The organism is Streptomyces canus, from assembly GCF_001514145.1.
Classification (GTDB): Bacteria; Actinomycetota; Actinomycetes; order Streptomycetales; family Streptomycetaceae; genus Streptomyces; species Streptomyces canus.
The window spans coordinates 41,744-60,123 of the sequence record NZ_KQ948687.1; the positions used below are offsets into that span (position 1 = coordinate 41,744).

Sequence of the window (18,380 nt, forward strand, 5' to 3'; positions counted from 1 at the left end):
GACCGGCGGGTGCCGGGTGAGAAGACGATCACTCTCCAGGAAGGACACGCCGACGGACGGAAGGCGCTCAGACACCGAAGACTGACGGGCCGACCCCGCCACAGATGATGCTGATGCATCTTCTTCGTTGTTGCAAGTTATTCGCAATAGAGGCATAGGCTGTGTCCCGGACGATCACTCACCCGGAAAGGGGACGTGCCTGATGGGCACCTACGCGCTTCCCGACCTGCCCTACGACTACGCCGCGCTGGAGCCGGCCATCACCGGGCAGATCCTGGAACTGCACCACGCCAAACACCACGCCGCCTACGTCAAGGGCGCCAACGACACCCTCGAGCAGCTCGCCGAGATCCGCGACAAGGACCAGATCACGCCCACCGGCCTGGTCGGACTGCAGAAGACCTATGCCTTCAACCTCTCCGGCCACGTCCTGCACTCGATCTTCTGGCAGAACCTCTCCCCGGACGGCGGCGACCGTCCCGACGGCGTCCTCGCTGACGCCATCGACGAACACCTCGGCGGCTTCGAGCAGTTCAAGAAGCAGCTCACCGTCGCGACCGCGTCCGTGCAGGGCTCCGGCTGGGGCGTGCTGGCCTGGGAGCCCCTCGGCAAGCGCCTGATCGTCGAGCAGGTTTACGACCATCACGGCAACGTCGGCCAGGGCAGCACCCCGCTGCTGGTCTTCGATGCCTGGGAGCACGCCTACTACCTGCAGTACAAGAACGTCCGCCCCGACTACGTCACCAAGCTGTGGGACCTGGTCAACTGGGAAGACGTCACCACCCGCTACACCGCAGCAGCAGGCGCCTGAGCAGCACCACCCAGCCACCAGCGGGCCGCGGAGCCGCCGCGCTTCCCGGCCCGCGCTCTGCGTCGTCGCCCAATGTCCGGAGAACTAGAGCCGAAAACCAGACCACGACTGCCGACTGGGTCAGATCAATCCACCCGTTGTCTTCTTCACGGTCCCGCCAGAGGGCTGCTGGCCTCCGGGCCCGGCATGAATGGTGCCCCCTGTCGAACGGATGACCTGGAGGGTGTCACCGGGCTCGAGAGGCTCCGTTGGAGATGGCGACTTCCTCGGCCTGGACGTCGGCAAGACGAACCATCACGGCACGGACTCACCCCGGTCGGCGAGAAGGTCTTCGACAAGCAACTGCCGAACATCGAACCGAAACTGCGGGACCCACCATGCCAGGGCCGCCAACGGTGCGGCGACTCGGACGGGTCCTGCGGCTCGCCTTGGAAGACGTCCTGGACCCGGTCCGTGCCCGGGACGGCGGACCGGCACGAGGAAGTGGCCGACGGCTGGTGCCGCATCAGGCAACGTTCACCCGGTTGACGACCGAGCGCGGGAGTTCGTCGGCGGCGTGCTCGTTCCGCCAGATGATGTAGCGGCGGAACACGCTGCCCTGCGCTTCGTGGGTGGCGTGGTCGGTGCCATCGAGTGCGAAGTAGCCCAGGGTGGTGAACTGGGCCTCTATACGGTTGAGCCGGGAGCCGTTGGTCGGGGTGTAGACGAGGGGTCCCAGCGATCTGGCCTGGCTGTCCAGCTCAGCGGGGAACTTCACCCTGTCGACCAGTGCCGGGCTTGCCGGCCCTGCGAGTCACAGGAACTCGCTCCGGTAAGTCGAGGCCAACTCGGACGCGCGGCGGCGGCGCTCCGCGAGGTCGTCCTCCGACAGGAGCGGCGGCGCCGACGGCACCGCACTCGTCCCCGTCGACGACTTCGCCATCCCCCGCAACGCCACCCCGACGAGATCGCCGCCTTCATCCTCTTCGTCGCCTCGGACCAGGCACGCTTCGCCACCGGCTCAGAAATGGTCGCCGACGGCGGCTTCACCCTCGGCCCCCTCGCCTGACACACCGCCGAGCGATGCCTCATGACAAGGCGAACGCTGCCTGATGCGGCACCAGGCCGATTCGTAGCGGGGCCCGGTGGTTTGGAGGCGCAGGTTCCACTGCTTCACCGGGCCCCAGATGAGGCCCGGTTCCCGGGAGGGTGGTAACTACCGTGTTTGCCCGATGAGATGTCGCGATCCGGGACATGGCTGTGGGCTCCGGATACATCCGGAGCCCACAGCCATGGCGCTGATGAGTAGCGGGTTACCAGCGATACCAGCGGCCCTTGCGGCCGCCCGTGCCGGCGGAGCGCATGACGAAGCCCAGCAGCCAGACGACCAGCACGATGACCGCGAGCCACCACAGTGCCTTCAGCGCGAAACCCGCGCCGAAGAGGATCAGAGCCAGCAGAAGAACGACAAGCAGGGGAACCATAGTTATCAACCTCCGCCGCTCCTCGTGCCCGGCGAATCCGAGAACATACGCTCGATTTCCCTGGTTTCTCCACCGCTCATGCGGGCACTGGACTCAGTTTCTCCACGACGTTCACCTCACCGCGGGGACCGGATTGAACGCAGCGTGGCTGCCGGCACCGGCGGGAGGTGACACGTTCGACGCCCTTCTGGCGCACGTCCGACGAGCCCGCGGGTCTGCTGCGGTCCACCCGATCGGCGCAGCCTGGTGGCTGGAGGGCGGGGCACTGGCACGGTAGGCCCCGGGGCGTGTTCCTCCTGCCGCGCCGCTGGGCTGGGCGGGACGGTGCCGCAGCCATCCCCGAGTCGGCTGCGGCACCGACCTGGCCGCCCGACTGCGCCTGTACGGACCGTGAGGTGTGAGCGTGGACGCGGGGGCCACCCGGCACAACAAGGGTTGGGCCTACAGCCCTTGGAGGCTCTTCGCCGTCCCATGGTCGGTGAAGAGCCCCTCAAGCTCTTGTGGGCGGCGATGAGGACGTTGATACCACTGGAGTTCATGAAGGTCACGCCACTGAGGTCCAGCACGGTCCCCGGCGGCGTCGCGCCGTTGTAGGACAGCAGGGCTTGGTTGAGTATGTCCTTGACGGGTGGTCGATCTCGCCGCGCACGGTGACCACAGGGATGCCGTCGACGGCGGTGTGGCCGATCCACAGTGGGCCGGGCCACCGGGCTGCTCCGTGGGTGTCTGTCACCGTGTCCTCGCCGAGTGTGCTCGCTGATGGGGGCTCAAGGCGCCGACACGATCGTGCGCCGACACCGTCCCTGGTGGTACGGCAAACGTGTGTGCGGCCCATTGCCCAGTTCCCACGGGACATGTGCGGCATAGTGCCGGGTACGTGCAGGCGTGGGAACGGGGGTGGAACAAGGGTGGACTCGAGGGAATCTGTCTCCGATGGTGAGGGCAGCGTGATGCCTGGCGCCCAGCCGATACAGGACACCGTTGCTCTGGACCGTGACGGATCCTGCATCGCCGAGGCACGTCACCGGGCGGTGGACTTCCTTGCCCGCGTCCAGGCCGAGCACGGTCTGCCGGTCGCCGCACGTGTGATGGACCTGACGCAGCTGGTGGTCAGCGAGCTGGTCACCAACGCCCGCAAGTACGCTCCCGGGCCGGTCCTGATGGAGCTGCGGATCGTCGGCGCCGTGGTGGAAGTGGTCGTGTGGGACAGCGATCCGGTGCTGCCGGTGGCCCGGGCCGCTGATGCAGGCAGGGTCGGGCAGCACGGCCTGGAGATCGTCATGGCCGTCGCGCAGGGCTTCGAAGTGCAGCGGGAGCCGGTCGGCAAGCGCATCACGGCCCGCATCGCTCTGCCCGACGACCTGGGCGGTGCCCTCACCGGGCTCCGCCCTCAGTAGTGGCCGACGTTCCCCCTGCCCCCACTGCCTTCCCTCGCCTGCGCAGGGTGACGGCGGCGGGGGATTCCCCTGCAGCCACTGGCAGACCGAGATGATGGGGGAGTGGGGGAGTGGGGGCGGGATGCGAGGGTAGGCGGTGCGTCGTCAGCCGCTTCGGCTGGCCGCGGCGGCGGGAACGACCTGGAGGGGAACAGCATGGCGCCCACGAGCATGGCGGCAGCACAGACCCGGACGGCCGAACTGCCCGAGGTCGCTGACCCGTCCCGGGTGGCACCCAAAGACGCCCGCGAACTGTCCAAGCTGTTCTTCCAGCAGCTGGCCGTACTGGAAGAAGGTACCCCGGAGCACCAGTACGCGCGGAACACGCTGATCGAGATGAACATGTCCCTGGTCCGCTTCGCGGCCGGCCGGTTCCGCAGCCGCGGGCCGGAGGAGATGGAGGACATCGCCCAGGTCGGCATGATCGGCCTCATCAAGGCGATCGACCGCTTCGAGCTGTCCCGCGAGGTGGAGTTCACCTCCTTCGCCATCCCCTACATCGTCGGCGAGATCAAGCGGTTCTTCCGCGACACCACCTGGGCCGTGCACGTGCCTCGCCGGCTGCAGGAAGCCCGCGTCCAGCTGGCCCGCGCCACCGAGGAACTGCGCAGCCGACTGGGCCGCACCCCGACGGTCAAGGAGCTGTCGGAGCTGATGAGCCTGCCCGAGGACGAGGTCCGCGAGGCCCGTCTGGCCGCCAACGGCTACAACTCCTCCTCCCTGGACGCCACGATCAGCGGCAGCGAAGACGGCGAAGCCGCCCTGCAGGACTTCATCGGCACCCAGGACACAGACCTGGAGCTCGTGGAGGACTTCCACGCCCTCGCCCCGCTGATCGCCGAACTCGGCGAGCGCGACCGGCAGATCATCCACATGCGGTTCGTCGAGGAATACACCCAGGCGCAGATCGGCGAACGCCTGGGCGTCTCCCAGATGCACGTCTCCCGGCTCCTGTCCCGCACCCTCGCCCGACTGCGCGAAGGTATGCTCACCACCCACTGAGGAGAGCCGGTAGCGCAGCCCGCCGGCTCCGCACGGATCAGTGAGTGACTCGAACCCGGCTACCAGGCTGCGGACTTGATCCCTCGCGGCACCGTCCCGCAGGTTTTCAGACCGGGGGCACGGCAAACAGGAGCAGCACCGGGAGATGACGGTGCGAGGAACACCGCACCTTCGTGGATCTTGAAGCGCAGCGCTCCAGTTCCGTCCAGGAGTGCGCCCGCTGACCGGCGTACACGGCGCTGTCGAAGAACAATCTGGCGGCCGGCCATCATCATGGCGCCGGCGACGGCTCAATCACGCTGCCCGGTTCGGCGCTCATAGTCGGCGAACCCGTCCTCGATCGTCGGCAGTACCAGCTCCACCCGGAAGTAGGGCACGCTCCACGCTCACGTGCCTTCTCCTGGGCTTCGAGCATCCACGGGACCAGCGGATCCTCTTGAAGGACTCGCTCGAAGTGATCGCGGGCCGCGTCCGGGCCCCCAACCAGAGCGGCTGCGATCCCGGCGTCGAAGCTGTCCCAGAAAAATCCCCGCCGCACCGGCTTGGACGTCAGGTATCGGGCTACGTTCGGCAAAGCCGGGAACTTCTCCCTCAGCGCGGTCACGTTCGCACCGCCCGTCGGCTGAGTTCGAGTGCCAGCGGCGTGAACTGGTCCTCGGTGCGAAACAGTTCGAGGCCGGTCCGGACTGCGCCTACGTGACTCCTCCCCCTCGTGAACGAGGGGGCTTCTCGCTATGCCGGTTGGGCGGCGCGACGGACCAGCCCGGCCCGTAGAACGTTGATCGCGCTCACCGTGTCCGCGTGCGCGTCGTGGCCGCACGCCTGACAGCGGAACTTCTGCTGTGTGGGCCGGTTCTCCTTGGCAGTGTGCCCACATTCGGGGCACCGCCGGGAGGTGTTGCGGGGGTCCACGGCCATCACTTCCCGCCCGGCACTCTCAGCCTTTGCGTTCAAGATCGCGAGGAACACCCCCCATCCGGCATCGGCGATCGATCGGTTCAGCCCGGCCTTGGCGGCGGCCCCGTTCGGCAGGAAAATGCCCGGCGTCTCGGGGTCTGGCTTCGGCGCGGGAGCCTTGCTCATCTTGCGGATCGTGAGCTCTTCGTACGCGATGAAGTCGTGCTCACGGACCAGGCCGAGCACTGTCTTGTGTGCGTGGTCGAGCCGTTGGCGGCGGACCTTGCCGTGCAGCTTGGCGACCTTCTCCACCGCCCGCTGGTGGTTCTTGGTACGGTCCTTGGTCTTGCGGCGCGGGAACCGGGACAGGGCTTGCTGTGCTGCTTCGAGCTTCGCGGCGGCCCTGCGGCCGTGGCGCGGATTCTCCACAAAGCCGCCGTCCGAGTCGGCGAGGAAGTTGGCTATGCCCAGGTCGATGCCGACCACGCTGCCGGTGGGCGGCAGCGGATCGGGCTGGTCCTGCTCGGCGGTCAGCACGACGAACCACCTGCGGCCCTCGCGCTTGACGCTGACGGTCTTGACCTCGCCGACCACGGCACGGTGCTGGTTGACCTTGACGTGCCCGACGCCTTGGAAGCGGACGCGGGTCACGGGGCCGTGCGGGGTGGAGTCCCAGCGGCAGCCGTCCCCGTCCTTGGGGAAGTCCACTGTGTCGAACCAGTTCACCCCACGAAAACGCGGGTAGCCGGGCGTCTCACCGGACTTGACCCGGCGGAAGAACGCGGCGAACGCCTTGTCGAGACGGCGCAACGTCGCCTGCTGCGACGAGAACGACCAACGGCCTTGACGCTCGGGGTCGAACGAGCGGATCTCCTTGAGCTGCGCGGACTGCTGCCCGTACGTGAGGCTCGTCTTCGAGGTGTGCCGGTAGGCGCCCCGGCGCTCCTGCAACGCGCCGTTGTAGAGCGAGCAGTGATCCCGCAGCATCTCAGTGAGCGCAGCCGTCTGGCCCACAGTGGGCCGCATGAGGAACTTGTACGCACGGATCATCCGGCCCACCCCCTCCCTAGTCAGCTCGCGTGATCATACGACGCTTGGTCTATGTCACTACGCTGGGAGCCAAACCCGGATCTTCGCAGGGGGCCGTCATGTCATCTACAACCTTCATGTCCACCTGGTCTTCGTCACGAGGTACCGGCGCGGCGTCTTCAATGACGAGATGCTGACGCGCTGCGAAGAGATCATGCGGGACGTCTGCGAGAGCTTCGAAGCAGAGCTGCGGGAGTTCAACGGCGAAGGCGATCACGTCCACCTGCTTGTGCACTACCCGCCGAAGGTCGCCCTGTCCAAGCTCGTCAACAGCCTCAAAGGCGTCTCCTCCCGGTACCTGCGGCAGGAGTACACCGGCACGATGAACCGGGCGATCATGCACGGCCACCTCTGGGCACCTTCGTACTTCGCAGGATCCTGCGGCGGCGCGCCGCTCCAGGTCGTCAAGGACTACATCGAGAACCAGAAGCGGCCCGCCTGACCATCACCCCGCATACGCAGAGAACTCCGGCGCTGCGCGCCTCCTGTCCTGGGATCGCATTCCCTCCCGGCACAAACGCCGGGATTCCCTGCGAAGATCACGGGATGGAAGGCCAGGTGGTCCACGTCTTGCCACAGCCACATCGCACCGACGTGCAGACCGCTGCCGACGGTCCGTGATGGAGTGAATTCCACAACCCCGAGCCACCACCCGTGATCATCGATCCACAGCCGCGACCACCCGCGCTGGGCCAGGCCGAGCGGCTTCAGGGACTCCCGTGCCGCCGAGGTGATGATCCGGAGAACCGGACTGCGATCTGCCATGACCGGCATTTTCGACCGTCCCACCGATACCCCCGACGGCCCTGGTGGCACGTCACCATGCGCGGAGGCCTTCATCGACACTGAGCGAGCCGACGATGCGACCCACTGCCACGTAATTTCGACGGCGCTTCGGTTCTGCACCGTTCCTTTGCGTGCCAGGACGTCGGGCGGCGGTCACGCCACCGCGTTCAGCAGGTCGGCCAGCAGGTCGGGCCGTTCCAAGGCGATGAAGTGGCCCGCTCCCGGCACCTGCGTGAAATCGGCGGCCGGCAGCAGCTCCTTGTCGGCCTGCCGGTCCGAGGGCCGGGACCAGTCCTGCTCCCCGTAGACGAGGTGGACGGGTGCCTTGATCTCGGGGTAGCGCGCGCGGGCGGCGATGAGACTGGGCAGGCTCTGGTACACGGCCCTGGCGACGGTCGGGTACCCGGGGCGGCTGCCCACCTGGAGGAGTTCGTCGAGGTAGTCCTCCCGCAGCGCGGTCTTGTCGCCCAGCCCGCCCTGCAGGATCCTGCGGACGACGGCCTTGGGTTGCACCCCGGCGACCACCGGGCCCACCCCCGGAGTGAGGACACCGCTGACCACCACACGGGCGAGAAGACTGGACCGGGCGATACCGCCGCGGAAGTCGTACGTGTTCACCGCGACGACGCGCCGGACCCGCTCGGGCAGGTCGGCCGCGGTGGTCAGGGCGAGCACCGCCCCCATGGACTCCCCGACCAGGGTCACGTCATGGAGGTCGAGTTCGGTCAGGAGCCGCTTGACGCCCGCGCGCATGGCCGGCTCGTCGTACGACGCACCGGGCACGATCTCGGAGTAGCCCATCCCCGGCAGGTCGAGGGCGTACACGGTGTACTGGTCCGCGATCAGGGGGATGAGGGCGCGGAAGTGCTCGGCCTGGGTGCGCACGGTGTGTAGCAGGACCACGGGAGCGCCGGTGCCCGCTCTGAGGTAGCGCAGGGTCCCCTCGTCGCTGCGGTGTCCTGCGCGCGGGGCGATGGTGTGGCTGGTGGTTCCCGGGATGTGAATCGTGGGACGTGGCTCTGAGCTGGGCATCTCGTCAGTTTCCCCTTGTGTGAACTGCTGCGGACGGGTGATTCGGACAGGGCCCGCCCGAAGGGGGCGTGACCACGGACCAGCCCTTGGATTCAGCGAGAAACCGACCGGTTTCCATCATCGTAAACCGATCGGTTTCCGCGTGCAAGGCTGAGGTTGCCTTCCGCAGCAACAGGGTCGGTGCACGGCGGGGGCGCGAAAGTGTCATCCGTGCAGTGGTCGCCGAGTTCGCGTTCCAGGGCTGCTGGGGGTGGTCCAGCTCTGCGTTGTTGTCTGCGCGTATGTCCGAAGTGGGCTGTTTGGCTGCATGGGTTCAACCCGTTGCGAAGAGCCCGGCCCTGGCCCGACGTGCGTTTGCCCGGGTTGCGGGCGGCGGCCGGGCGCCGGGTGAAGGGGGGCGGGCCTCCGGTCATTCAGGCCGCCCGTGACCTGCACCTGTCCCGGCCGACCGTGACGGGCGCCATCCGCACCCAGGGTCGCGAGGTCCTCGAGGCGCTACCGCCCGAGATGCTTGCCACTCGGAAACCGATCGGTATACCCTGCTCGAAACCGATCGGTTTTCCAGAGGGAACTCGATCGCCGGGCTGATGTAGAGATCAGCCTCGAACGCACCGTGTCCATCGCGTACTGATCACGTACGTAGTCAACCTCGGAGTCGTGTTCCATGTCTTCTCACACCACCTCCAGTATCTTCGTGATCGGCGGTACAGGGGCTCAAGGGATGCCCATCGTCCGCGCTCTTGTCGCCGACAAGAAATACTCCGTCCGGGTTCTCACCCGCGATTCCAACTCTCCCCGAGCCCAAGCGCTCCTCGCGCTCGGCAACGTCTCCCTCCTTGAAGGCTCGTTCGCCGACGAGGACGTGCTGCGGGAAGGCTTCCGCGACTGTGACGGTGTATTCATCAACATCGACGGGTTCAACACCGGTGAGAAAACGGAGACTTACTGGGCGATCCGCAGTTACGAGATAGCGATTGAAGAAGGAATCAAGTTCTTCGTTTACGGAAATCTCGACTACACCCTCAAGAAGTCCGGCTACGACTCGAGGTTCCGCACCGGTCATTATGACGGTAAGGGCCGCATGGCCGAATGGGTGTTGTTTCAAAATGAAAAGAACAGGGACCGGATGGGTGCAGCGGTCTTCACGTCAGGTCCCTACATTGAGATGGTCATCTCACCGCTCACGCCCATGACGCCCACCGTTGAGGACGGTGTCGTCACCTGGCGAGTACCACTCGGCGAGGGAGCTGTTCCTCACGTGGCTCTCGAAGACTGCGGCTTCTACGTTCGCTGGCTCTTCGACCATCCGGGGCGCGCGAATGGCATGGACCTCGAAGTCGCCATCGAACACATCACCTATGCCGACATGGCTGCGGCGTTCGAGAAAGTCACCGGGCATCCGGCGCAGTACGTCGACACGGATCTGGAAACATATTGGAACGCGCCGGACGTGAAGGGCATTGCTGATCAGCCTGCCGGTTATAACGCAGATCCCAACGATAAAAGCACCATGAGCTTCCGGGACAATTTCACTGGCTTCTGGAATACATGGAAGCATGGAATCATCACCAGAGATTACGCTTTGCTCGACGAAATCCACCCCAACAGGATCAGAAGCGCTGAGGAATGGTTCCGCCGGGAGGACCAGTTGGGAAGGGAACTCGGTAAAGGTAGTCTCTGGGAGAGGGTCCAACGGGAGAACTGGAGCCTCGACTCTGCGATCCTCAAGAGCAGTGCCGATATGAGGACTGGCAAGTTGTAGACGGGCGAGCGGTATGGCGACTCGGTAGACGCTGAGCGAAGAATTGCATGTTCGCGATCTTGGGGGAGGGGGACACCGCCGGCCCCGATGGCCGGCCCCCCACTCGTGTCCGCCGTCATGCCTTTCCCGGAGACTGGCCCCTGGGACGAGTGCACCGCGTCGAGGCGGCGGTTGCCGGTCAGGGCTCGGGGGTCGGGGTCCGGGAAGGTCTCGACCTTCAGGCCGGCTGCGCGCCGGTGCTGATCTGCTGGGTGAGCTTGAGCAGCTCTTCGACGTGGTAGATCTCGGTGATCTTGCCGGCAACAATGCGGACGATGTCGGTGCCGGTGATGTCGACCGGGTTGCCCTTGGCGGCGAACCCGAAGGCGTCTCCGGTGTGCGTCCTGGTCATCCGCCAGTGGACTACCGCCCAGCCGCCGGGAAGCTCCTGCTGGAACAGGATCCGGTGCTGCGTGTCGGTGAATCCGTCGCGCACCGCGGCGATCAGTACTCGCATGCCGTCGATGCCCGAGGCGGCGTCGGCAGCAGGGTTGTGGTCGATCACTTCGGGGGCGAACACCTCGTCCGCCCCGGCGACGTTGCCGGTGTCGTAGAGCTCAAGGTTGCGCGCGGCGATGCGCAACGCGGTGGTCGTGGCCGAGTGAATCATCTCGCTCGCGGTGTTGGCCGTACTGATCGCGGTCATGAGGTCCTGCATGGTGTGGGGTGTGGGCTGTTCCGGCAATTCCTTGAGGGAATCAGTTCCCTCAAATGAACTATTGGGGAGAGCGTGAGTGTGCTGGATCACCCTTTGCCGGAATGTCCGATCGCCCGGTTCCTGACCGTGCTGGACGGGCCCTGGGCGATGCTTATCGTGCGGGAGCCACTGACCGGACCCAAACGCTTCACCGAGCTGCGCGCCCGACTGCACGGCCTCGGCCTCGGGCTTCCGGGGATCAACCCCAAGACCCTGTCCTCACGGCTGCGACGATTCGTACTCCTAGGGCTGGTCACCCGCAGGGCCTATCCGGAGGTCCCGCCCCGCGTGGAGTACGAACTCACCCCGGCAGGCACGCGACTCGAGGTCGTGCTGGCCGCCATGGGCGCCTGGGCCGAACAGGACCTTCCCCGCACTGGCGCGTTCCCCATCGAAGATCGGTAACCAGGGCCCGTCGACTGCCCGGCTCTGAGCGGAGGGAAAGTGACACAGCTCCTGGTGACACCCGCACAGCTGTGTCCTGAAACTTCCAGTACTCCAGCCGTAGATCGTGATCACGAGTTGAGTCGTCGTGGCAGTGGCCGTGTGCGCTCATCAGCCATTACGGGGAAGACTTACTGCCCGCCGAGTCGGAGCACAGCAACCAGGTACAGGCTCAAGGACACTGTCAGAAGCAGGAAGGCGAGAACCGTGTGGACGACGAGCCCTCGCCCTGGGGCAAGGCCCAGATGTGCCCGGGCCGCACGGCTCACGCGGGGTCTGGGGACACCTCGCGCGGCGTTCGCGTCCGCCTTCTCGATCGCTCGGCGCAGCTTCCTGCGGCTTCTCTCGGTCGTGATACCCAGTCGCACACCGTGGGCGTCGCGCACCAACAGGGTCCGGTACGTTTTGCCGTACGAGAAGGTTGTCAGCAGCCACACGGTGGTGATCCGGTTGAGGTCGACGGACCGTTCGCCGGTCAAGGTGTGCGCAGCCAGGTGCGACGAGGAGTGCCGGAACGGGGCTCGCTCCTCGCACAGGGCCGGTAGCAGGACGGAGCTGGCGATCACGGACAGCAGGCCGAGCACGATCGGTGCGCCTTCGGGGACTACCCCCGCCCTGGCCAGCCCGTAGCCGCCGAAAGGCAGCAGAAGCACCGTCACCGCCAGGCCCGATCCCATGCGTGCACGCGCCACACTGCGGGTTGTGGTTGCTTCCATTGACGCCCCCCGTTTCTGCCAGCAGACATCAGCATGCATGCGTGGCGGATCTCTGCGCATTGCCGGTGTCCGGCAATCCCCGCCTCAGAACCCAGCGGGTCCAGGCGCCAGTACCAGCAGGACTCCGTGATCTCGCCGTTCGTCGCGGAACAGGATGCCACTGCGTGGTCTTGGTGAGGTGTGAGGACTCTTCAGGATAGTGCGGTGGCCGCGAGCCGCAGCGTAGACCCTGCCCGCTGGCAGGAGGCGTTCGAGGCCCTGATGGGCAAGATAGCGGTCGTTTCACGCGGGTTGAACCCCGGTGCCGGGTAAGGGACTTGGTACTGGGATGCTATCCGACCTGCCGCGCAAGAACTGCTGGTCGATCGCCGAGTGGGCCGGGGAGGCGAGTTCGGATGGCGTGCAGCACCTGCTCGGCCGGGCCACGTGGGATGCCGACCGCGTGCGTGGTGACGTGCGTGAGTACGTGCTGGAGCATCTGGGCGACGAGGATGCGGTGCTGGTGGTCGACGAGACCGGGGACGTGAAGAAGGGCACGCACACCGTCGGTGTCCAGCGCCAGTACGCGGGCACCGCCGGGAGGATCGAAAACCCGCAGGTTGCCGTCTACCTCGTCTACGCAGGCCTCCGCGGGCACGCGGCGGTGGATTGGGAGCTGTACATCCCGCGCTCGCGGACGTGCGACCCCGACCGCTGCCGGGCGGCCGGCCCGGGCGAGGACACCGTCTTCGCTACCAAACCGGCACTGGCCGCCCGCGTGATCGGCCGGCTCTCGACGCCGGGCACCGCGTGAGCCGGGTCGCGGGAGACGAGGTCTACGGCGGCAACCCGAAGCTGCGGTCCGCGCTGGAAGAGTGCGGCACCGGCTACGTCCTTGCCGTCGCCTGCTCCCACGAAGTCACCATCGGCGCCGGGAAGTTCCGCGCGGACACCCTGACGTGATGGGGCCTCCGACGGCTACCACCAGGCGCTCGCCGCCCACCAGACTTCCCGGCTCGCCCGGCACGTCGACCCGGCCATCGCGCAGGCGATCGAGTCGCTGACCCGCGCGCTGCGAGAGCTCAGCCGGTCGGCGCGCGTTCCCCGACCCGGACCCTGCCGACCAGCCCAGCCCGATCGAAGCCGCCCGGGCCCAGCGCCGCCAGGCCGCAGCCTCCGAAGCCGCCGCCCTTCGACGGGCCCATGCCGAGCGGGCCTAGCGGAGCGGGCGGCGATAGTGCCATGTCGCTGAGATGACAGGCGTTACCGCTCCGCCGAGGCGTCCTTGGTGAGCAGCGACTCGTGGCCGCCGGGCATCATGACAGGCGTCGGTCCCGGACGGGCCGCGAACTCCGGGCCGGGGCGGGCCAGCCAGCGGCGGGCCGCAGGCTCGTCGGCGGGGACTCCAGGGCGATCACCTCGGGACCCCGGCGAGCGAGCAGACGGCGGTGACGGCCAGCCACAGCAGCACGAGCAGGGCGAGAAACGCCGTGTCGAGCCCCGAGCAGAGCTGCGCGAGCGAGCTGCCGGAGGCGCCCGGCGCCCCTACGGCGGTGTCCATGACGCCGACGCCCGCGGTCGCCGCATCCTTACGGATGGCCAGGCGCGGACCTCCCCCTTTTCGTGAACGACCTTATGTCGTACGCAAGTTCGCCGTCAGCTCGAAAGGCGGGAAGTACAGCCTGCTGTACCTCGAACCGGGCGGACAGTGGGATCGGCCCAGGTGGGTCCCGATCCATAGCGTCGGTGACGACAGCAGGAGCCGTACACAAGGCCCGAGTTGAGGAAGAGCCATGACGCACACGAACCCCTACCGGCTGACCGACCCGCCCGCCGACGGCCCGAGCGGCGCCTCCCGCGGGGACGTCCTGCGCTCCGTGCTGTGGGCGGTGGTGGTGCTCAGCACCGTCGCCAACATGGCCGCCTCCTACGGCGGAGCCCGCACCTGGGTGCACCTGTTGTGCGGTGTCGTCACTGTGCTCTGTGCCGGCACCCTGGTCGTGCGCAACCTGCGGGGACACAAGTGAGGGCCCCCGTCGCGCCGCTCACCGCGCAGCAGACGCCCGCCATCGCGCTGGCGAAGGTCAGCAAGACGTACGCAGGTGGCGTACGGGCCCTGGACGACGTGTCGCTCAGCGTGCGGCGCGGGACTTTCCTCGCCGTGATGGGGCCCTCCGGCTCCGGCAAGAGCACCCTGATGCACTGCGCCGCCGGGCTCGACTCCCCGACCACGGGCAGCATCCGGATCGACGGCCACGAGATCGCCGGGCTCAACGAGACCCGCCGCACCGAACTGCGCCGCGAACGCGTCGGTTTCGTCTTCCAGGCCTACAACCTCATCCCTTCGCTCAGCATCGAGGACAACATCACGCTGCCGCTGCGCCTCGCGGGCCGACGCCCCGACGCCGACTGGCTGCGCACCCTGGTCGAACGGGTCGGTCTGGCCGACCGGCTCAGCCACCGCCCGGCCGAGCTCTCCGGCGGGCAGCAGCAACGGGCCGCCATCGTGCGGGCGTTGGCGGCCCGTCCGGCTGTCGTGTTCGCGGACGAGCCGACCGGCGCGCTCGACCTGCGCAGCGCCCACCACGTCCTCGACCTGCTGCGCACCCTCGTCGACGACCTCGGCCAAACGGTCGTGATGGTCACCCACGACCCCGCCGCCGCGGCCCAGGCCCACCGCACCCTCGTCATGGCCGACGGCTGCGTGGTTGATGCCCTGGACGCGCCGACCGCGCCCGAACTCGCCGACCGGCTCGTCGCGTTGGCGGAGAGGTAGAGGAACCATGTTCCATCTCGCGGTACGTATGGCCGCCCACCGGATCACCGCACTGCTCGCCGTGGCCTGCGCGGTCCTCGGCGGCGCCACGCTCATCACAGCCACCGGCGTCCTCGCCGAGTCCGGCCTGCGCTCCCACCTGCCGCCCGGCCGCCTCGCCGGCGCGGACGTCGTGGTGGCGGCCGACCAGGAGTTCCACCCGAGCGGCGACCTGCCGATCGCCCTGCCCGAGCGCGCCACCGTCCCGGCCCGGCTCACGGGCCGGCTGGCCGGGCTGCCCGGCGTCACCGCCGCGGTCGGCGCCGTCGACTTCCCGGCGGCTCTCGTCGACGCCCACGGTCGCGTCGTACCGGCCGGTGACGACCCCGGGACCGCGGGCCATGGCTGGTCCTCGACGAAGCTGCTGGCCGCGCCGCACATCGAGGGCCGCGCCCCGGCCGGTTCCGGCGAGATCGCCGTCGACACCGCCACCGCGACGGCGGCCGGGATCGAGGCGGGCGACCGGGTCGAGGTCGTCGCGGACGGCCACCCCGCCAAGCCGTACCGTGTCTCCGCCGTGGTGGGCACACCGGGCGCGGGCGTCTTCTTCGCCGACGCCACCGCCGTACGGCTCTCCGGCCGGGCCGGCGACGGCCCGCGCGCCGGCACCGTCGACCTGATCGGCCTCAAGACCGCGCCCGGTGCCGCCGATCGGGTCACCGAGGCGGTCCGCGAGCAGGTGGCCGGCACCGGCCTGAAGGTCGTCACCGGCGGCGACCGGGGCAACGCGGTCTCGCCCGGCATCGGCGCGGCCCGCTCGCTGCTCGTGCTCCTCTCCGGTTCGCTCGCCGGGATCGTCCTGCTCATCACCGGGTTCGTCACGGCGGGCGCGCTGGGCGTGGCGGTCGCCGGGCAGCGCCGCGACCTGGCGCTGATGCGGGCGGTGGGCGCGACGCCGAGGCAGATACGGCGACTGGCCGCCGCGCAGTCGTCCGTCGTGGCGGGCGTGGCCCTCGTCCCCGGCGTGGCGCTCGGCTACCTGCTCGCGGGACGCTTCCACGACGTACTCGCTCAACGCGGCGTCCTGCCCTCCGAACTCCCTCTGACCGTCGGCCTGTTGCCCGCCCTCGCCACGCTGGTGCTGACCGCCGCCTCCGTGCAGCTGTCCGCCCGGGCCGCGGCCTGGCGCACCTCGCGCATGCCGGCCACCGAGGCGGTCGCCGAGTCCCGCAGCGAGCCCCGCACCCCCTCCCGCGCGCGCACCCGCATAGGCCTGCTGCTCTTCGTCGCCGCCAGCACCATGTCGGTCGTCCCGCTGTTCTCGCGCACCGTCATCGGCGCCTCGGCAACCTCCCTCGCGGGCATCCTCGGCGCGATCGGCCTGGCCCTCGCCGGGCCCGCCCTCATCAAGGCGCTGGGCAACGCGGCGGCCCGGCGCACCCGTACCGGCGTCTCCGCGCCGACCTGGCTCGCGATGGCCAACCTGCGCGCCTACGCCCAGCGCAACGCCGGGATCGTCAGCCCTCTCGCCATGGCGGTCGTCTTCGTCCTGACGTACACCTTCGCCCAGACCACCGTCATGGCCGCCACCTCCCACGACACGGATACCGGCACGCTCGCCCAATACCGGCTCACCGCACCGGCGTTGGGCGGACTGCCCGACGGCACGCTCACCGCCGTACGGAACACACCGGGTGTGCGGGCGGCGGCGCCGGTCACCACGACCACGACCGTGTGGCAGTACGAGCAGTTCGGGGACCCCGACACCGAGTCCGCGTCCGCGATGGTCCTCACGCCGGACGCGAGGGACGTCCTCGACCTCGGCGTACAGGACGGCGGCCTCGACGGGCTGACCGGCGACACCGTCGCCGTGAGCAGCGACACCGCCCGCATGCGCGGAGCAGGCATCGGGAGCCGGGTGCACCTGGTCCTCGGCGACGGGACGCGGGTCGTCGCCCGGGTCGTCGCCGTGTACTCCCGGGGCCTGGGCTTTGGCCCGATCGTCCTCTCCCGCGACCTGGTGACCGGGCACACGACGACGGACCTGGACCAGAGCGTGCTCGTGCGCACCGACGGCACGGCCGGGGCCGGAGAGCGGGTCGCGGCGCTGGCCGCCGCACAACCCGGCCTGACCCTGGCCACCACGCGGGCCACGCCCGGCGGGAGCGACACCCCGCCCGAGGTGTGGATCAACCTGGTCGTGATCGTGGTACTGCTCGGCTACCTGCTGCTGAGCATCGCGAACAAGCTGGTCGCGGCAACCGCCCAGCGCCGTACCGAACTCGCGGCCCTCCGCCTGGGCGGCACCACCCCCCGCCAGATCCGCGCGATGATGCGCCGCGAGGCCGCGGTCCTCGCCTCCGCCGCGCTCGCCGGAGGCCTGCTGCTGTCCGTGCTGCCGCTGGCGCTGCTGGGCCAGGGCTTCCTCGACCGGCCCTGGCCCGCAGGGCCGGTGTGGCTCCTGCCGGCCGCCGCGCTCACGGTCATGGTCACGGCGTTCCTCACCATCGAACTCCCCACCCGCCGCGCGCTGCGCGTGCCGCCGTCGGAGGTGATCCGCGCGCAGTGAGTACAGCCTGCCGTACCTTCCCCTGGGGCATGCACGGCAGTGACCCCGAGGCCCGCGGCGGCCGACCGCGTCGGCGGCCCGACATACTCTTCGCCGACCGAGGCTACGACCACGACAAGTACCGCCGGCTCCTGCGGCAACGCGGCATCCGGCCCGCGATCGCCGAGCGGGGACAACCGCACGGCACCGGTCTGGGCGCTTTCCGCCGGGTCGTCGAGCGGACGATCTCCTGGCTGCACGGCTTCCGCCGCCGACATCGACGTGTGCCGAGGATGATCGAACTGGCTCGAAGCGCCTACCCGGACCTGCGCTTCTCCGTGGGCTCCATGGACCGCGCTGGAGATAGAAGGCGACACGCTCGGCGGCATCCTTGCCTACTACTCCACCCACCACACGCCTCCCGAGCTGCTGCCGGCCGTGTTCGCCGAGTTCCACCGAACCCTGGCACCCGGTGGACATCTTCTCCTCGTCGGCCACGTCGGCGCTGGTGAGCACCGCCGTCCGACACACGCCTACGGCGCCCATCCCGTGTCCTACGAGTCCTATCGACTGCCCACAGATCGGCTCGCGGAGCTGCTGCAGCGGGCCGGGTTCACCATCACCGCGCAACTGGTGCAGGAGCCCGATGAAGCGCTGAAGTGGAAGATCGCCAGTTTCATGGCCCAGAAGCGGACGACCGAGGGGGCGGTTTGACTTCTTAACCCCCAGAGATGCCTAGACCACGATCGCTACCGCCCACATCGTCCCCGTGTGCGGTGCGGTGCGCACTCCGGCGTGACGGTGCGCACCACCAAGGAGACCTGCCGTGCGCGGTTGGAGTTGGCGTACGCCAGGGTGCGCGGCGCCCAAGAGCGCCTGTTACGCACTTTTGGGTGACGGTCGGACGCGGACGGGGGTGGCGCG

16 protein-coding genes and 4 pseudogenes are annotated in these 18,380 nt (G+C 68.5%); 13 read left to right on the plus strand and 7 right to left on the minus strand.

From position 1 onward, the window contains the following. Nucleotides 1-202 precede the first annotated feature (202 nt). Nucleotides 203-811, plus strand: coding sequence for a superoxide dismutase (locus AQJ46_RS49080; RefSeq protein ID WP_059211860.1), 609 nt, complete (start codon nucleotides 203-205; stop codon nucleotides 809-811). A gap of 505 nt (nucleotides 812-1,316) precedes the next feature. Here AQJ46_RS49080 and AQJ46_RS49085 read toward each other — a convergent pair. Continuing rightward, nucleotides 1,317-1,520, minus strand: a pseudogene (locus tag AQJ46_RS49085) (transposase); the annotation flags it as partial. On the opposite strand from AQJ46_RS49085, the gene AQJ46_RS58160 reads away from it, so the two are divergent. Further along, nucleotides 1,428-1,859, plus strand: a complete 432-nt coding sequence (locus AQJ46_RS58160; RefSeq protein WP_318656751.1) for an SDR family oxidoreductase — start codon at nucleotides 1,428-1,430, stop codon at nucleotides 1,857-1,859. The pseudogene AQJ46_RS49085 and the gene AQJ46_RS58160 sit on opposite strands and share 93 nt — an antisense overlap. 244 nt (nucleotides 1,860-2,103) lie before the next feature. On the opposite strand, the gene AQJ46_RS49090 is transcribed toward AQJ46_RS58160, so the two are convergent. Further along, nucleotides 2,104-2,274, minus strand: coding sequence for a hypothetical protein (locus tag AQJ46_RS49090; RefSeq protein ID WP_057613752.1), 171 nt, complete (start codon nucleotides 2,272-2,274; stop codon nucleotides 2,104-2,106). A gap of 950 nt (nucleotides 2,275-3,224) precedes the next feature. Here AQJ46_RS49090 and AQJ46_RS49095 point away from each other — a divergent pair. Next, complete coding sequence (locus AQJ46_RS49095) at nucleotides 3,225-3,671, plus strand: ATP-binding protein (RefSeq protein WP_059211862.1); 447 nt, start codon at nucleotides 3,225-3,227, stop codon at nucleotides 3,669-3,671. 195 nt (nucleotides 3,672-3,866) lie between these two features. Next, entirely contained in the window at nucleotides 3,867-4,712 is an 846-nt protein-coding gene (locus tag AQJ46_RS49100; RefSeq protein WP_059211863.1) for an RNA polymerase sigma factor SigF, read from the plus strand. A 732-nt stretch (nucleotides 4,713-5,444) separates the two neighbouring features. On the opposite strand, the gene AQJ46_RS49105 is transcribed toward AQJ46_RS49100, so the two are convergent. Next, nucleotides 5,445-6,659, minus strand: coding sequence for an RNA-guided endonuclease InsQ/TnpB family protein (locus AQJ46_RS49105; protein ID WP_059211864.1), 1,215 nt, complete (start codon nucleotides 6,657-6,659; stop codon nucleotides 5,445-5,447). Between the two features lie 79 nt (nucleotides 6,660-6,738). Here AQJ46_RS49105 and tnpA point away from each other — a divergent pair, with 79 nt between their 5' ends. Then, complete coding sequence (tnpA, locus tag AQJ46_RS49110) at nucleotides 6,739-7,140, plus strand: IS200/IS605 family transposase (protein ID WP_079072827.1); 402 nt, start codon at nucleotides 6,739-6,741, stop codon at nucleotides 7,138-7,140. Between the two features lie 497 nt (nucleotides 7,141-7,637). On the opposite strand, the gene AQJ46_RS49115 is transcribed toward tnpA, so the two are convergent. Continuing rightward, nucleotides 7,638-8,516 (minus strand): alpha/beta fold hydrolase, encoded by an 879-nt coding sequence (locus AQJ46_RS49115; protein WP_059211866.1) that lies wholly within the window; start codon nucleotides 8,514-8,516, stop codon nucleotides 7,638-7,640. 664 nt (nucleotides 8,517-9,180) lie between these two features. Between AQJ46_RS49115 and AQJ46_RS49120 the strand changes: the two genes are divergently transcribed. Beyond that, nucleotides 9,181-10,278, plus strand: coding sequence for an NmrA family NAD(P)-binding protein (locus AQJ46_RS49120; RefSeq protein WP_059211867.1), 1,098 nt, complete (start codon nucleotides 9,181-9,183; stop codon nucleotides 10,276-10,278). A 217-nt stretch (nucleotides 10,279-10,495) separates the two neighbouring features. Here the strand turns inward: AQJ46_RS49120 and AQJ46_RS49125 are convergent, their stop codons facing one another. Further along, nucleotides 10,496-10,975, minus strand: a complete 480-nt coding sequence (locus tag AQJ46_RS49125; RefSeq protein ID WP_059211868.1) for an ester cyclase — start codon at nucleotides 10,973-10,975, stop codon at nucleotides 10,496-10,498. 72 nt (nucleotides 10,976-11,047) lie between these two features. Here AQJ46_RS49125 and AQJ46_RS49130 point away from each other — a divergent pair, with 72 nt between their 5' ends. Then, nucleotides 11,048-11,419: a winged helix-turn-helix transcriptional regulator gene (locus AQJ46_RS49130; protein WP_059211869.1), complete on the plus strand. Its 372-nt coding sequence runs from the start codon at nucleotides 11,048-11,050 to the stop codon at nucleotides 11,417-11,419. 170 nt (nucleotides 11,420-11,589) lie between these two features. Here AQJ46_RS49130 and AQJ46_RS49135 read toward each other — a convergent pair whose 3' ends face one another. Continuing rightward, nucleotides 11,590-12,150 (minus strand): HAD family hydrolase, encoded by a 561-nt coding sequence (locus tag AQJ46_RS49135; protein WP_225887647.1) that lies wholly within the window; start codon nucleotides 12,148-12,150, stop codon nucleotides 11,590-11,592. Nucleotides 12,151-12,410: 260 nt separating this feature from the next. Between AQJ46_RS49135 and AQJ46_RS49140 the strand changes: the two are divergent. After that, nucleotides 12,411-13,110 (plus strand): annotated as a pseudogene (locus AQJ46_RS49140) (IS701 family transposase); the annotation flags it as partial. Nucleotides 13,111-13,567: 457 nt separating this feature from the next. Here the strand turns inward: AQJ46_RS49140 and AQJ46_RS55930 are convergent. Next, on the minus strand, nucleotides 13,568-13,714 hold the full coding sequence (locus AQJ46_RS55930; protein ID WP_159064236.1) for a hypothetical protein: 147 nt from the start codon (nucleotides 13,712-13,714) through the stop codon (nucleotides 13,568-13,570). A gap of 232 nt (nucleotides 13,715-13,946) precedes the next feature. On the opposite strand from AQJ46_RS55930, the gene AQJ46_RS49145 reads away from it, so the two are divergent. From AQJ46_RS49145 to AQJ46_RS55040, 5 genes and pseudogenes are all read left to right on the plus strand, one after another. Then, nucleotides 13,947-14,180, plus strand: coding sequence for a hypothetical protein (locus AQJ46_RS49145; RefSeq protein ID WP_059211871.1), 234 nt, complete (start codon nucleotides 13,947-13,949; stop codon nucleotides 14,178-14,180). After that, the gene (locus tag AQJ46_RS49150) at nucleotides 14,177-14,929 is read left to right on the plus strand and encodes an ABC transporter ATP-binding protein (protein WP_059211872.1); all 753 of its coding nucleotides are present in this window, start codon (nucleotides 14,177-14,179) and stop codon (nucleotides 14,927-14,929) included. The genes AQJ46_RS49145 and AQJ46_RS49150 overlap by 4 nt, the downstream gene beginning before the upstream one ends. Nucleotides 14,930-14,936: 7 nt before the next feature. Then, nucleotides 14,937-17,477 carry an ABC transporter permease gene (locus AQJ46_RS49155; RefSeq protein ID WP_059211873.1) on the plus strand — a complete coding sequence of 847 codons (2,541 nt, stop codon included), beginning with the start codon at nucleotides 14,937-14,939 and terminating at the stop codon, nucleotides 17,475-17,477. A 56-nt stretch (nucleotides 17,478-17,533) separates the two neighbouring features. Further along, nucleotides 17,534-17,740, plus strand: a pseudogene (locus AQJ46_RS56770) (IS5/IS1182 family transposase); the annotation flags it as partial. A gap of 3 nt (nucleotides 17,741-17,743) precedes the next feature. Then, a pseudogene (locus AQJ46_RS55040) lies at nucleotides 17,744-18,170 on the plus strand (class I SAM-dependent methyltransferase); the annotation flags it as partial. Nucleotides 18,171-18,380 lie beyond the last annotated feature (210 nt).

Excerpts from the sequence above, each read along its gene's own strand:
- AQJ46_RS49155 (WP_059211873.1), top strand. The coding sequence starts at position 14,937 with ATGTTCCATCTCGCGGTACGTATGGCCGCCCACCGGATCACCGCACTG.
- AQJ46_RS49100 (WP_059211863.1), top strand. The coding sequence starts at position 3,867 with ATGGCGCCCACGAGCATGGCGGCAGCACAGACCCGGACGGCCGAACTG.
- AQJ46_RS49095 (WP_059211862.1), top strand. The coding sequence starts at position 3,225 with ATGCCTGGCGCCCAGCCGATACAGGACACCGTTGCTCTGGACCGTGAC.
- AQJ46_RS55930 (WP_159064236.1), bottom strand. The coding sequence starts at position 13,714 with ATGGACACCGCCGTAGGGGCGCCGGGCGCCTCCGGCAGCTCGCTCGCG.
- AQJ46_RS49120 (WP_059211867.1), top strand. The coding sequence starts at position 9,181 with ATGTCTTCTCACACCACCTCCAGTATCTTCGTGATCGGCGGTACAGGG.
- AQJ46_RS49080 (WP_059211860.1), top strand. The coding sequence starts at position 203 with ATGGGCACCTACGCGCTTCCCGACCTGCCCTACGACTACGCCGCGCTG.
- AQJ46_RS49115 (WP_059211866.1), bottom strand. The coding sequence starts at position 8,516 with ATGCCCAGCTCAGAGCCACGTCCCACGATTCACATCCCGGGAACCACC.
- AQJ46_RS49145 (WP_059211871.1), top strand. The coding sequence starts at position 13,947 with ATGACGCACACGAACCCCTACCGGCTGACCGACCCGCCCGCCGACGGC.
- AQJ46_RS49125 (WP_059211868.1), bottom strand. The coding sequence starts at position 10,975 with ATGCAGGACCTCATGACCGCGATCAGTACGGCCAACACCGCGAGCGAG.
- AQJ46_RS49105 (WP_059211864.1), bottom strand. The coding sequence starts at position 6,659 with ATGATCCGTGCGTACAAGTTCCTCATGCGGCCCACTGTGGGCCAGACG.
- AQJ46_RS49090 (WP_057613752.1), bottom strand. The coding sequence starts at position 2,274 with ATGGTTCCCCTGCTTGTCGTTCTTCTGCTGGCTCTGATCCTCTTCGGC.